This window comes from Desulfuromonas thiophila, assembly GCF_900101955.1.
Classification (GTDB): Bacteria; Desulfobacterota; Desulfuromonadia; order Desulfuromonadales; family Desulfuromonadaceae; genus Pseudodesulfuromonas; species Pseudodesulfuromonas thiophila.
Genome location: NZ_FNAQ01000005.1, coordinates 40,570 through 54,424, shown reverse-complemented (window position 1 = coordinate 54,424; position 13,855 = coordinate 40,570). Strand labels below are relative to the sequence as shown.

Here is a 13,855-nt window from a genome sequence, read left to right as displayed (position 1 = left end):
TAGAATGGTTTTAGCCTTCCAACAACCTTCCTTTTCAACTTCAGTAACAGGAGAAACGCCATGTCAGAAAATTTCACCGCCCTGCAGGTCAATCGAAACGAAGATAAAACCTTTACGCGCCGGATCGTGCAACGCAATAGCGATGATCTGCCCGCGGGCGAACTGCTGGTCCGGGTTCAGTACTCCTCTCTCAACTACAAAGACGCCCTGTCGGCCAGCGGTCATCCCGGCGTCACGCGCAACTTTCCCCACACGCCCGGCATCGACGCAGCCGGCCAGGTCGTCTCCTGCAGTGACGGCCGCTTCCAGCCCGGCGATAAGGTCATTGTCACCAGCTACGATCTGGGCATGGAAACCGACGGCGGCTTCGGCCAGCTGATCCGGGTCCCCAGCGCCTGGGCAGTCGCCCTGCCTGACGGACTGAGCCTCAAGCAGAGCATGATCTTCGGCACCGCCGGCCTGACGGCAGCTCTGTCCGTAACCGCTCTGGTCGACAGCGGTCTTACCCCCGATCAGGGACCTGTCCTGGTGACGGGGGCTACCGGTGGCGTCGGCAGCTTGGCCGTGACAGTGCTGACCAGGGCCGGGTTCCAGGTAACAGCGGCAACAGGCAAGAACAGCGAAACAGACTACCTGAAGCGCCTCGGTGCAACCAATGTGATCAGCCGCGAGGAAGTAACTGCCAACAGCGAGCGACCGATGCTGAAACCGCTTTGGAGCGGCGTGGTGGACTGCGTCGGCGGCACCATGCTCGAAGCGGCCATCAAAGCCTGCCGCTACGACGGCGTAGTCACCTGCTGCGGGCTGGTGGGATCGGCCGATCTGAATCTGAATGTGTTTCCCTTTATCCTGCGCGGCGTACGCCTGATCGGCATCGACTCGGCCGAATGCCCCATGCCGCGCCGCCTGCACGCCTGGCAGTATCTGGCCGAAAACAAGGATGCCAAGCTGCTGGAACAACTGAGTGAGGAAATTTCCCTCGAAGGACTGGAGGAAAAAATTCAAGCCATGCTCAAAGGACAGGTCAAACGGCGCGTGGTGGTCAGGCTCTAGCAACTTATCAAGATTGGCCCTGGTTAAACTATAATGCCTTGATTTCTCAAGGCTTTATAGTTTAACCATCTCACTGGTTTCCTTGGCAGTAACACCGCAATCACTGTTTTTTCCGGGGAGTAATGGGGCAATAAATTCCCACTGATCGTCTCGTAACTGTCCATTTTTTGCTCCATTTGAGGGGATCTCCCTTGCTGGAACGAAAAAACAAATGTTTGAATGAGACGCTTCCCAGGGACTACCTTCGAAACAATCCGCCACCAGACGACTCGACCATGATCACGACATGGATGATGAATCTTCGGCTGCCCAAAACAGGCCCAACACGGGTAGCTGGTCCCACAACCATCCGGCATGCGGATCCGCTACCCACGCGGTACGGCAGGTCCGCAGCCTAAAAAGACTGCCACCATGCCGATTCTGATCTCCCATAAACTGTTCGCTTATTTGCCGCTGTCGGTCAGGCGTTGGTCAGGGCCAAAAAAATAATAGTAAATTCGATAAGTTATGCTTCACGGAGCGGGTTTGAATCCCGTTTCCCGCTCCATAAATAAAAACAGGCACTTGAGGCAATCTCAGGTGCCTGTTTTTGTTCTGACAGAAAACAGCAGGGGACTTCCGTGCCCTCCCGCCAAAAGAGCGGTGCCATTACCTTAAATTCTTGTTGGCATCCTGTTCGGTCTTGGGCGAAGATTGTTGCGCCGACTCCGGCCAAAAGTCTTGATCCTGACTTGCCGCTAGCTGAAGGGAAAATGCGATGGTGCTGAATCTTGGCCAGGAACCGAAGAACATGATGAACGTCGTTATCCTGACGCATAACTACCGCGTGGTGGGCTGGGTTTACGTTAAAAAGGGAGCCCGGCTGACCGATGCGGTCTGTGAGGCGCGACCCTTTATCGCCGTGGCAGCGGCCCAGGTATGGGAACGACAGAGTGGCATTCATCTGCTGCAGGCGGGATTCATCAATGTCAGTCGCGACAAGATCGAGGTGATTCTGCCAGCGGAAGAGGTGGTGTGCGATTCTGAGGAGATGGGCAGCCTCGGCACCTGGCTGCTGGAGCAACGCCGCAAGGCTCTTGAGGCGCAACAGGAACAGGACGCGCTGGATCTCGACGTGCCGCTGGCGGAGGATGGCCATGACGGCCTTTGATATTTTTGTCGAAAAGGTGGTGCTGCACAACCGGCTGACGACCACGGAACTGCTGCACAAGGCCAAGGCCTATCTGGCCAGTCACCCTGAATTGGAACTGGCGGATCTGCTGGTGCGGGCCAATGTACTCAAACCACCACAGGTCAGCCAGATTCGGGCGCGTTTCGCGGCTAGTCAGACTGCGGCCGATACCATGGAGGCCCCTTCGCCGTTGCCGGCCGAGGTGCAAGCCGAAGGGCAGGCTGCCAGCGAAACGGGCACCGACTCCCAGATCACGGCGCCATCTGCCACCCCGGTTACCGCCCTGCAGTCGCTGGAGGATTATCTGGCTCTGGCGCGAGCTGAAGGCGCATCTGACCTGCACATCAACGCCGGCTGTCAGCCGCTGTTGCGCAAGAAGGGTCAGCTGGTGGCGCTGGAGCGGGAGCCTTTTACCGCGCAGGAGACCGAAACGCTGTTGTTCAGTGCTCTTGATGGCAGTCAGACCGCCGTATTGCGTCAGCAGCTGTCCCTCGATACCTGTTGCCAGTTTGCCACCCTGGGACGCTTTCGCAGCTGCTTTGCCCGCCAGAACCGTGGCTGGGATGGTGCCTTTCGCGTCATCAGTCAGCAGATTCCCACCTTCGAGGCCCTGCAGCTGCCCGACCACCTTAAAAGACTGACGGAATACCATCAGGGGCTGGTGCTGGTGGTTGGCCCGGCCGGCTGCGGCAAGACCACCACGCTGGCAGCCATGCTGCAATGCATCAACCAAAGCCGCGACGATCACATCATCACCCTGGAAGACCCCATCGAATATGTGCACCAGCCAGAGCGCGCTCACATCAGCCAGCGACAGGTTGGCGTTCATACCCTGAGTTTTTCCGCTGCCTTGCGAGCTGCCCTGCGCGAAGATCCGGACGTGATCCTGATCGGTGAGCTGCGTGACCGGGAAACCGCCAGCCTGGCCATCTCCGCTGCCGAAACCGGCCATCTGGTGTTCGCCTCGCTGCACACCACCGGCGCCGGTCCGACCATTAGCCGGCTGCTCGATTTTTTCCCGCCCGACCAGCAAGGGCAGGTCCGCTCAATGATCAGTGAATCCATCCGCGGCATCGTCTGCCAGCGACTGATTCCGCACAAAAACGGCGAGGGCAGGGCGCTGGCCCTGGAAATCCTCTACAACACGGCGGCCATCGGCAATCTCATCCGCGAAAATCGCATGTTCCAGCTGCCCACCCTGATGCAGATCAACCGCGACAAGGGCATGTGTCAGTTGGAAGATTCATTGCAGCAACTGGTGGAAAGCGGTCAGATTGACGGCAGCGAGGCCTGGTTCGCCGCCACCAACAAGTCGCTGTTTACCGCCTTTGAGCCAAAGCGGGAGACGGCCTGAACAGCACTGAAAAACGATTTTCTTTTCCCGGGAGGGTTCCCATGGCTCAGATCGATCGCCTGTTTGACCAGCTGCTGGCGCGGGGTGCTTCCGACCTGCACCTGCTGCAGGGCCAGCCGCCGAAAATCCGCGAACATGGCCGGCTGGTGGCACTGGCCGGTGAAGACCCCATTGATGAGGCACGTATGCTGGCCTATCTTAAGGAAATCTGTCCGCCGGAGAAATGGACCGAGTTTCAGGCCAGCAATGATCTCGATTTTGCCTACGAAAAAGACGAGCAGGCCCGTTTTCGCGCCAACTACTATGGCCAGTTGCATGGCCTGGGCGCCGTTTTCCGGGTCATTCCGACTCGTATCCTGACCCTGCAGGATCTGCACCTGCCGGAGGTACTCAAATCCTTCGCCGCATTGCGTGCGGGGCTGGTGCTGGTTACTGGTCCGACCGGCAGTGGCAAGTCGACCACCCTGGCAGCCATCATCGATTACATCAACGAAACCTCGGCCCGCTACATCCTCACGATCGAGGAGCCCATCGAATTCGTTCATCCCAATAAGCGCAGCGTTTTCTGTCAGCGTGAGGTGGGCAGCGACGTCCGCAGCTTCAGTGATGGCCTGCGTACCGCCACACGCCAGGATTGCGACGTGATTCTGGTGGGGGAGATGCGCGATTACGAAACCATCTCGCTGGCCTTGTCGGCCGCCGCCATGGGAACCCTGGTGTTCGGCACGCTGCATACCAACTCGGCGGTGAAAACCATCGACCGGATCATCGATGTCTTTCCTGCGGATCAGCAAGGCATGGCCCGCACCCTGTTGGCCGAATCCCTGCGCGGCATCTGTGCCCAGTTACTGCTGAAGAAACAGGGTGGTGGCCGCATCGCTGCCAACGAGATTCTGGTGGCGACCCCGGGGTTGGCCGCCAGCATCCGGGAAAACAACATCAGTAATATTCGTAATATCATCCAGGGTGGCAAGAATTTGGGCATGCAGATGATGGACGACGTTCTGGCCAACTACCTCAAGCGTGAATTGATCAGTCCGGAGGAGGCCTATCTCAAGGCACAGGATAAAAACCGCTTCAAGCTGCAGCAGGCCGCGGCCGAGTGAACACTGGGTTGACGAATTGTCTGTTCTGGCAGGAGAAAGACGATGCGAACAGGAATATATGGCAATGTTCAAAGCGGAAGGATCGGCGTTGTGCTGGTGTGTCTGTTGCTGCTGACCGCTCTGGCGGGTTGTAGTCGGCTGCTGCCCCGCAGCCAGGAGGTCACCCGGTCAAAATGGCACAGCTTCGAGCAGATCAAGGCGGCATACGACCAGATCGTTCCGGGCAGCAGCCTGGCCGATCTGGCCGCCATGGGTTTTGATCTGGAAAAAACGCCCAATCTGCAACTGCTCAATGCCACCGAACTGGCCGTCCTGTTTCAGAGTACCCCGTCTGAAGCGCTGCCGGCTGAATTGCAGGGTTGCCTCAATCAGCCGGATGCCTGTCGTGCCTGTGTCTATGACTTGCAACGACTGCACTCACGGCGGGTCGGCAACTTCTGGGCCGATTTTTTCAACTTTCACCGCAAAACAGCGGTCTCCGGCTGGCGTTTCAAAATGCTGCTGGTATTGCATCGCGATCAGGTGGTTTACCGGCTGTGGAGTGGCACAGCGGCTATCGCTACCTGTCGCGAAGAACGTAATCCTCTCGGGCCATTACAGAGCTCAGGCGACCGGCTGCTGCGCCTGGCTTATTAGCCGGCGGCCTGTTTTTTTTGCAAATCCGCCCTTGCTCCTCTACACTTGCTCCGTTCGCAACGCGCCAGCGGGTTCAAGCGACTGCGCCACCGGCAGCAGGGCTGCCGGTCTTTCAGGAGGCTGATGAATGAACGGACAGGGTCTGCAAAAGAATGTCGAACAGTTTCATGCACTGCTGCAACAGGTGACCACACTGCTGCCGGAGGATTTCGACGCTGCCCAGCGACAACAGGTGGCCACCCTGGTGGAGCTGTTACGGAAAAACGCTGTGCCAGGCGCATTGTGCGAATTGGCTGCGGCTCAACTGGCCACCCAGATTCTGGCCATCTACCAGCTGCTGCGTCAGCGCCAGGACGAGGTTGCGGTCAGGGTTGAGCCCTTGCCCGGCCTCGATCAGCGACTGTTGCTGTGCAGCTGTGTCGATGCTCCCTTTCTGTTTGATTCGCTGTTGCTTTATTTGCGGCGGCAGAAGCTGTGCTGGCAGGTAGTGACCCATCTGCGCCTGCGGGTGCAGCGTCAGCAGGGCAGCCTGCAGCGTTTGACTGAAGCAGCGGAGAATCTGGCCAACGAAGCCTTGCTGGTCGTGCAGGTCGAAGATGTGCTGACCAGTGACGAGATGGTGGCGCAGATTGGCGAGGTTCTTCACGCGGTGCTGCGGGTAGCAACAGATCGCGGTGGACTGCAACAACGGCTGGAACAGATGCAACCCCTGGCCCAGCAGGCGGGTCAAGCCGATTTCTGGCACTGGCTGCTGGAAGACAATTTTGCCGCCCTGGCTTATCGCCAGCTGAACCTGGCAGCCGATGGCACCAGCCTTGTGCCTGTACCCGACAGCGCTCTGGGCCTGGCTTTGCAGGACTGTGTCAACAGCAACGAACCAACCGCGCTGCTGTGGCACTGCGATGCCCAGACCCGGGTCTGCCTGCAACACCCCCGGCCCGTTGCAGTCATGCAGACCGCCTGTCTGAGCCCCATCTGGCGCGACGAATTGCTCAATCTGCTTTTGGTGCAGGAAACACGGGCCGATGGCAGCAGCACTATCCATCAGTTCGCCGGTCTGTTCACCCACCATTCCCAGCAAGGCTCGGCCCTGGATCTGCCGGCGCTGCAGCACAAAATTCTGGCGGCCCTTAAAGAACTCAATGTCTCGCCCGACAGCTACAACTACCGTCGGGCCTTGGAACTGCTGGCGGCCTTCCCCAAGACCGAGCTTTTTTTCGTCCCTCTTGAGCGCCTGCGTGACACCATTGCCACCCTGTTATTCTACCAGCACTCGCGGGTCAGGGTGCTGAGTCTCGAATCGGATCGCACCAGTCGCAACCTGCTGCTGGTGATTCCCGCCGCCTTAAGTTCCGGCACCGATTTTTCCGAGTTGACCAGCCTGTTGCAACAACAATGCACAGCGGACAGTGTCAGCTGCCGGCTACTTCATGTCAGCAGCGAAGACAGCATTGTTCTGGCCCATGTGGCAGCAGCTGGCGGCTTGCAGGTTCCCCCTCTCGACAGCCTGGCGGATCAACTGACCTCAGCCTTGCTGAGTTGGGAGCAGCGTTTGCGGCAGGCCCTGACCGAGGCTTTGGGTGTGCGCCGTGGCATGATTCTGTGGCGCCAGTACCAGAATGCCTTTTGCCGGGATTACCGGGCACGGGTGGAACCGTTGTTTAGTGTTCGCGATATCCTGCGGCTGGAAGCACTGCACGATGGTCAGGGTGAACAGGTCGAACTGTGGGGGCCCCTGGCCGGCAGTGACCCCCAGGTTCGTTGCCTGCAGTTGTACACGGCCGAACCTGGCTATCTCAACGATCTGATGCCGGGACTGGTCAACCTCGATCTGACGGTGGTGGATGAAATCGACTTCACCGTCAACGTTTACGGGCGTCGTTATTTCATCAAGAGCTTCGGCGTACTCGATCAAGCGCCGCAGGGGGGCGATCTGACCGTCTGTGGCGACAATCTGCTGGCCGCTTTGAGGGCTATCCGCAGCGGCAAGGCCGAAAACGATTATCTTAATCGTCTGCTGCTGCGCACCGGCCTGGACTGGCAGCAGATTGATGTCTTTCGCGCTTACCGCAATTACTATTTCCAGCTGGGCTCGCCGTTCACCAAAAAAACCGTCGCTTTCGCCCTGATTAACCATCCTCGTGCCGCGCTGGCGCTATTCCGCTATTTCGAGGCCCGCTTCAGGCCGCTACCGGAATGGAACGATCCGCTCGAACGCGAGGAGCAAGTGTTGACTCCCGCTCGCATGGCGCTGATCGAAGCCCTCGCGGCGGTTGAAAACGTCAATGAAGACCGCATCTTGCGTACTCTGTTCAACTGCATTGATTCAACGGTACGGACGAATTTCTTTCGCCGCCTGGATGCGCCGGAGTTCTTTATCTCCTTCAAGATCAGTGCGATCGGCATTACCGAAATGCCGGTGCCGCGGCCCCTGTTCGAGGTGTATGTCCACAGTGCCACCATGGAGGGCATCCATCTGCGGGGGGGGCTGGTCGCGCGGGGCGGCATCCGCTGGTCGGATCGGCCGGATGATTTCCGCACCGAGGTGCTGGGTCTGATGAAAACCCAGATGACCAAGAATGCCGTGATCGTACCTGTCGGTTCCAAGGGCGGTTTCATCGTCAAGACTCCATTCAGCGACCGCGAAACGGGTCTGGTTCTGTCGAAGGCCGCCTACCAGACCCTGATGCGGGGCCTGCTCGATCTGACCGACAATCGCCTGGCCGGCGAACTGGTGCCCCCAGCCGAGGTGGTGTGCTACGACGACGACGACCCCTATCTGGTGGTAGCGGCCGACAAGGGCACGGCCCATCTGCCCGATACCGCCAACGCCATCAGTGCCGAATACCGTTTCTGGCTGGCCGATGGCTTTGCCAGTGGCGGTTCGCAGGGCTATGACCACAAGGCCCTTGGCATCACGGCGCGAGGCGCCTGGGTCTGTGTCCAGCGCCATTTCCGTGAGCTGGGGATCGACGTACAAAACGAACCGATCAGCGTTGTCGGCATTGGTGACATGAGCGGCGATGTGTTCGGCAACGGCATGTTGCAGTCGCGCCAGATCCGGCTGCTGGCGGCGTTCAACCATCGTCACATCTTTCTTGATCCCGATCCCGACCCGATGGTCAGTTTCAGCGAACGCCAGCGCCTGTTCAGTCTGCCGCGCAGTGGCTGGAATGATTACGATCTGCAGCGGATTTCGGCCGGTGGTGGCGTGTTCGAGCGCAGCGCCAAGGACATTCCGCTCTCCCCCCAGGTGCGTCAGTGGCTGGGCGTGCGGCACGAAAGTCTGGATGGCGACAGCCTGATTCATCTGCTGTTGCAGGCGCCGATTGATCTGCTGTGGAATGGCGGCATCGGCACCTATGTCAAAAGCAGCCAGGAAAGCGCTGCCGATGTGGGGGATCGGACCAACGATGCTGTCCGTATTGATGCCTGCCAGTTGCGGGCGCGGGTGGTGGGTGAGGGGGGCAATCTCGGCTTTACCCAGCGTGGCCGTATCGAATATGCCGTGGCGGGCGGCCGCATCAACACCGACGCCATTGACAATTCCGCCGGGGTTGATTGCAGTGACCACGAGGTCAATCTGAAGATCTTCATGCAGCAGTTGCTGGAGCAGGGCCTGATCGCTGACGTGCAGGAACGCAACGCGCTGCTGCAATCCATGACCGACGAGGTTTGTCTGGCGGTGCTGGCCAACAACTATCGCCAGAGCCTGTGTTTGTCGCTTGATCGGCTGCGTTGTCAGCGGGAACCGGCGGTATTTGTCGATCTGGCCAGCCGCCTGCAGGATATCGGCCTGCTCGATCCGGTTAGTGAGGCCCTGCCAAGCGCACGCGAGGTGCTGGCCAGGGCCGACGGCTACTGCCGGCCAGAGCTGGCTATTCTGCTGGCCTACAGCAAGATGCAGCTGTATCAGGCGCTGCTGGAAGAGGAACCCTTCGACGCCGAACAGAGTCGGGTTTTCCTGCGCCAGTATTTCCCGGCCGAGATCGATCGCCGCTTCGACCCCCAGCTGAGCGGGCATCCGCTGCGCCACCCGATTGCCGCAACCCTGATGACCAATCAGGTGATTGATCAGGGCGGTGCCAGCCTCTGCTTCCGTCTGGCCCGGCGCCATCGGGTAACAGAGGCCCAGGTAGCACGCACCTATGTCTTTTTCGATGTGGCCATTGATGGCGCCAGCCTGCGCGATGCCCTGTTTGCCGGCGACAATCGCTTGCCGGCCGTCGAACAGTACCGCTGGTTGCTGCAGCTGGAAGATGCCCTGACCGGCCTGTGCGACTGGGCGTTGCGGCTGGGGTGGGAACTGAATCACGACAGCTTCCAGACCTTCCGTGCAGCCTTGCAGCCCTACCGCGCCACCCTCAGCAGCGTGGTGGATCAAAGCAGCTGGAGCCAACTGATGGAGCAGGCGCAACACCTGCAGGAGCTGGGGCTAGCCGAAAACACCGCTCTGCTGCTGGCCACCTGTCGCCACCTGGTCAATCTGCCACCACTGCTGCAACTGATGCGCAATACCAACAGCGATCTGCATTCGCTGGCTGTGACCCTCAACGATGTCAGTCGCGCCTTTGCGCTGGACCAGGTGCGTCAGCAACTGGGTCAGGTTCCTCTGCGTGACCGTTGGGACCAGCGTGCCAGCAGTCTGCTGAAAAGCCGGGTGGCCCAGCTGTTGTATCAGCTGGTTGAGCAGGTCATGCGCAACCACGCCGGCAACCTCGACCGCCTGTTGTCGGCCCAGCGCAGCGCCTTGCAGCGCTATCGCAGTTATCTTGGCCAGCTGCAGGAAAATCCGCCAGCCACCTTCCATCCCTTTGTGGTGCTGTTCGAGCAGTTGGAGCGGTTGCTGCAGGCTGACAGGACCTGACCGGAAGTCTGCGTAAAACGGCTGGACATTTTTTCAAACGCTGTGTTATTCAATTCACTTTTATCATGGCGCCAGCGACCGGCCAGAAGCCGGCCACGCCCTGCGCCCCAGCTGACAGGCAAGCCCATGCGTAAACCGATGACCATTCCTGAAATTCAAAAGATGCATCTGCAGGGTGAGAAAATCACCGTGCTGACCGCCTATGACTATCCCTTTGCCCGCATCATGGACGAAGCTGGTATCGACATCGTTCTGGTGGGAGATTCGGTCGGCAGTACAGTAGCCGGCTACGACAACACCCTGCCCGTCACCATGGACGACATGGTTTACCATACCCGTGCGGTGGTGCGGGCTGTGCGGCAGGCCCTGGTGGTGACCGACCTGCCGTTTTTGTCTTATCAGATCGATGTCACCGAAGCCTGCCGCAATGCCGGCCGGCTGGTCAAGGAGGCCGGCGCCCAGGCCGTTAAGCTCGAAGGGGGCGAACCCATGGCCGAAACCATTGCCGCCATCGTTCGCATGGATATCCCGGTGATGGGCCATATCGGCCTGACGCCGCAATCCATTCATCGCATGGGCGGTTATCGCGTGCAGGGACGTAAGGATGAACAGGCCCGCCAACTGCTGGCTGATGCCCGAGCGGTGGAGCAGGCCGGTGCCTTCGCTCTGGTTCTTGAGGGCATACCGGCATCCCTGGCCCGCCAGATCACCGCCGAGCTGTCGATTCCCACCATCGGCATCGGTGCCGGTGTTGACTGCAGTGGCCAGGTGCTGGTGATTCATGACATTCTCGGTCTGTGTGAAAAGTACTCCCCCAAGTTTGTTAAACGTTACGCCGATATCGCGCCTTTAATTCGTGAAGGCGTCGACGCCTATATCCGCGAGGTACGGACCGGCGAATTCCCCACGGCCGAACACAGCTTCAACTAACCAACAGCACATCAACTCTACGGTATCTTGAAATGGAAATCATTCGTTGCCCGCTTCAGATGCAGCAATGGTCCCTGGCCGAACGGCGCCAGGGGCGAACCATTGCCTTTGTCCCCACCATGGGCTATCTGCACGAAGGGCACCTGTCCTTGCTGCGTGCAGGCCGCCAGCGGGCTGACCGGCTGGTGCTGTCCATTTTTGTCAACCCGACCCAATTTGGTGCCGGTGAGGACTTCGACAGTTATCCGCGTGATCTGGACCGTGACAGCACCCTGGCTCAACCCACGGGTGTCGATGTCATTTTTTCTCCCTCGGCGCCGCAGATGTATCCGCCCGGTTTCGCGACCCAGGTCCACCTGAGCGGACTGACAGAAGGGCTGTGCGGCGCCAGCCGTGCCGGGCACTTCGACGGCGTCACCACGGTGGTAAGCAAATTGTTCGGCATTGTACAACCGCAGCTGGCGCTGTTCGGGCAGAAGGATTTTCAGCAGCTGGCCGTGATCCGCCAGATGACCAGCGACCTGAACCTGCCCATCGAAATCGTCGGCATGCCCATTGTCCGGGAATCAGACGGTTTGGCCATGAGCTCGCGCAACAGCTACCTGACGGCCGAACTGCGCCAGCAGGGCCTTTCCCTCAGCGACGCATTGCGTCAGGCCAGTGCGGCGGCACGCCAGGGCCAGCGCGATGCAGCCGTTCTGCTCGATTTGGTGCATCGTCGCATTGGCCAGGAACCCGCGGCACGCATCGATTACTGCGAAATCTGTCAGGCACAGACGCTCCAACCTGTCAGCCAGGTGGACGCGCAATCGGTGCTGCTGCTGGCGGTCTATTTCGGCACGACTCGCCTGATCGATAACCATCTACTGCTGCAGCCTTTCCCGGCATGACTTCTGAGCCCAGCGTTGACCAGCTGATCTGCGCCCGCTACCTGCTGCCCATTGCTACCCCGCCTCTGGAGCAGGGCGCGTTAGCGCTGGCTCAAGGCCGGGTTGTTGCGGTCGGTAATCAGGCCGAATTGCTGGCTCGCTATCCCGGAGCGCTGCAGACTGACTTTGGCGAAGCCCTGGTGTTGCCCTGTTTCGTCAATGCCCATACCCATCTGGAGCTGACCGACTATCCCCTGTGGCAGCGCCATATCGACTTCGCGCTGCAGGCTTCACCAGAGGCTCCGCCCGAAGGCTTCACCGCCTGGCTGCTGCAGTTGATCCGCCTGAAAAAAACTCTGGGGCGCGATGCGGAAATCTATCGCCGCTCCTGGCATTCCGGCCTGCAGCAAGCGCAAGCCAGCGGCACCGGTTATCTGGGAGACATTGTAACAACGCCGGAGTTGCTGGACGATGCCGCCCGGCTACTGCCAGGGCGGGTTTACGTTGAAATTCTCGGACAGGATCCTGCCGCCGTTCATGCCCAGCTCCAGCGCCTTGAAGACGCCATTTTCCGTTGGCCCCAGCAGCACTGGGGCGTCGCGCCGCACGCCCCCTATACCCTCAGCGATGAGTTGCTGCGACTTAGTTTTCGCCAGGCCGCTGCCCGGCAATGGCCCTGCACCATCCATGTCGCCGAGTCATCTGACGAGGTAGCCCTGCTGGAGAATTCCAGCGGTCCCATGGCCAGCCAGCTGTATCCCTTTGTTCACTGGCAACAGCACTTATCTCCGCCGCGTCATCTGCGCCCATTACAGGCCGTCGAACAGGCGGGCGGATTGCGACCCGACTGCCTGCTGGTGCATGGCGTACATCTGACCACACCAGACATTCATCACATTGCCGAGGCCGGTGCAATCCTGGTACTTTGCGCCCGCTCGAATGCCTATCTGGCTTGCGGCACACCGCCAGTTGCTGAACTGGTGCGTCAGGGCGTGCCCCTGGCACTGGGGACCGACAGCCTGGCCAGTAACAGCTCGCTGTCGTTATGGGATGAGATTGCCTTTTGCCATCAGCAGTTTGGCGAGGTGTTAACCCCGCCACGATTGCTGCGCATGGCCACGCTGGGCGGTGCCCAGGCGCTGGGACTGCGCGACATCGGCCAGCTAACGCCCGGCTATCGCGCCTCATTTCAGGTTCTGAGGCCTCAGCGGTTGCCACCGCTGGCGGAATTGGGCCAGTTCCTCTGTCAACCACAGCGTGGCGACGAGGTGATCGCCCTCTACCGCGACGGGCAGCCGGTAGCACTTTCTTAAAACACCAACCATCCGTTGTTAACAGGGAACCGCCGATGAAATCCGTTCTGACCACTTATTGGCAACAACTGCTGCATCCACAGAAAATCCTGTCAGAAACCGGCACCGTAATCGAACTACGGCCCAAACGCCTGGCACTGGTGGCCTGTGCTGGAGGAGGCTGCTCTGGCTGTGGCGCGGCCGGCAACTGCTGTCAGGGCGGTGGCGACGGACAACGGCGACTGTTGGCCGACAATTTGCCCCAGGCCCGTGTTGGTGATCGTGTCCGCCTGGAGATTGAAACCAGCGCCGGCCTGCTTGATTCCAGCAATCTGCTCTATATTGTTGCTTTTATCATGCTTGCTCTTGGACTCGCCCTCGGCTATGGTATCGCCAGTCTGCTGCCCGTAGGTGTGCCGGCGGCGCTATTGGCATTGCTCATTGGCACCACCTTTTTGGTCGGGACCTTCGGTGTCTTCCGCTTCGGCCGTCAGGCCGTGGTGCAGACGGCTCTGGCCCGTATTGTTGAAATCATCGAAATTACACCGGAAACCTCATCCAGGCAGGATGGCTAGTT

The 13,855-nt window shown here is 59.6% G+C and carries 10 protein-coding genes; all 10 read left to right on the top strand.

Features of this window, described 5'->3' with window-relative positions:
• Positions 1–60: 60 nt before the first annotated feature.
• Positions 61–1,053, top strand: coding sequence for a YhdH/YhfP family quinone oxidoreductase (locus BLR80_RS06615; protein ID WP_092077632.1), 993 nt, complete (start codon positions 61–63; stop codon positions 1,051–1,053).
• Positions 1,054–1,810: 757 nt separating this feature from the next.
• Positions 1,811–2,203, top strand: coding sequence for a DUF6812 domain-containing protein (locus BLR80_RS06610; protein WP_092077629.1), 393 nt, complete (start codon positions 1,811–1,813; stop codon positions 2,201–2,203).
• The gene (locus tag BLR80_RS06605; protein ID WP_171906349.1) at positions 2,190–3,578 is read left to right on the top strand and encodes a type IV pilus twitching motility protein PilT; all 1,389 of its coding nucleotides are present in this window, start codon (positions 2,190–2,192) and stop codon (positions 3,576–3,578) included. Before BLR80_RS06610 ends, BLR80_RS06605 begins: the two co-directional genes overlap by 14 nt.
• 41 nt (positions 3,579–3,619) lie before the next feature.
• Positions 3,620–4,684: a type IV pilus twitching motility protein PilT gene (locus BLR80_RS06600; RefSeq protein WP_092077624.1), complete on the top strand. Its 1,065-nt coding sequence runs from the start codon at positions 3,620–3,622 to the stop codon at positions 4,682–4,684.
• Positions 4,685–4,726: 42 nt separating this feature from the next.
• On the top strand, positions 4,727–5,320 hold the full coding sequence (locus tag BLR80_RS06595) for a hypothetical protein (RefSeq protein ID WP_143012094.1): 594 nt from the start codon (positions 4,727–4,729) through the stop codon (positions 5,318–5,320).
• A gap of 127 nt (positions 5,321–5,447) precedes the next feature.
• Positions 5,448–10,187 (top strand): NAD-glutamate dehydrogenase domain-containing protein, encoded by a 4,740-nt coding sequence (locus BLR80_RS06590; protein ID WP_092077618.1) that lies wholly within the window; start codon positions 5,448–5,450, stop codon positions 10,185–10,187.
• 126 nt (positions 10,188–10,313) lie between these two features.
• Positions 10,314–11,117 (top strand): 3-methyl-2-oxobutanoate hydroxymethyltransferase, encoded by an 804-nt coding sequence (panB, locus tag BLR80_RS06585; RefSeq protein WP_092077615.1) that lies wholly within the window; start codon positions 10,314–10,316, stop codon positions 11,115–11,117.
• Positions 11,118–11,149: 32 nt separating this feature from the next.
• Entirely contained in the window at positions 11,150–12,007 is an 858-nt protein-coding gene (gene panC / locus BLR80_RS06580; RefSeq protein WP_092077612.1) for a pantoate--beta-alanine ligase, read from the top strand.
• Positions 12,004–13,299, top strand: a complete 1,296-nt coding sequence (locus BLR80_RS06575; RefSeq protein WP_092077610.1) for an amidohydrolase family protein — start codon at positions 12,004–12,006, stop codon at positions 13,297–13,299. The genes panC and BLR80_RS06575 overlap by 4 nt, the downstream gene beginning before the upstream one ends.
• 35 nt (positions 13,300–13,334) lie before the next feature.
• Complete coding sequence (locus BLR80_RS06570) at positions 13,335–13,853, top strand: SoxR reducing system RseC family protein (protein WP_092077606.1); 519 nt, start codon at positions 13,335–13,337, stop codon at positions 13,851–13,853.
• Positions 13,854–13,855: the final 2 nt, after the last annotated feature.

Excerpts from the sequence above, each read along its gene's own strand:
- BLR80_RS06615 (WP_092077632.1), top strand. The coding sequence starts at position 61 with ATGTCAGAAAATTTCACCGCCCTGCAGGTCAATCGAAACGAAGATAAA.
- BLR80_RS06610 (WP_092077629.1), top strand. The coding sequence starts at position 1,811 with ATGGTGCTGAATCTTGGCCAGGAACCGAAGAACATGATGAACGTCGTT.
- BLR80_RS06605 (WP_171906349.1), top strand. The coding sequence starts at position 2,190 with ATGACGGCCTTTGATATTTTTGTCGAAAAGGTGGTGCTGCACAACCGG.
- BLR80_RS06600 (WP_092077624.1), top strand. The coding sequence starts at position 3,620 with ATGGCTCAGATCGATCGCCTGTTTGACCAGCTGCTGGCGCGGGGTGCT.
- BLR80_RS06595 (WP_143012094.1), top strand. The coding sequence starts at position 4,727 with ATGCGAACAGGAATATATGGCAATGTTCAAAGCGGAAGGATCGGCGTT.
- BLR80_RS06590 (WP_092077618.1), top strand. The coding sequence starts at position 5,448 with ATGAACGGACAGGGTCTGCAAAAGAATGTCGAACAGTTTCATGCACTG.
- panB (WP_092077615.1), top strand. The coding sequence starts at position 10,314 with ATGCGTAAACCGATGACCATTCCTGAAATTCAAAAGATGCATCTGCAG.
- panC (WP_092077612.1), top strand. The coding sequence starts at position 11,150 with ATGGAAATCATTCGTTGCCCGCTTCAGATGCAGCAATGGTCCCTGGCC.
- BLR80_RS06575 (WP_092077610.1), top strand. The coding sequence starts at position 12,004 with ATGACTTCTGAGCCCAGCGTTGACCAGCTGATCTGCGCCCGCTACCTG.
- BLR80_RS06570 (WP_092077606.1), top strand. The coding sequence starts at position 13,335 with ATGAAATCCGTTCTGACCACTTATTGGCAACAACTGCTGCATCCACAG.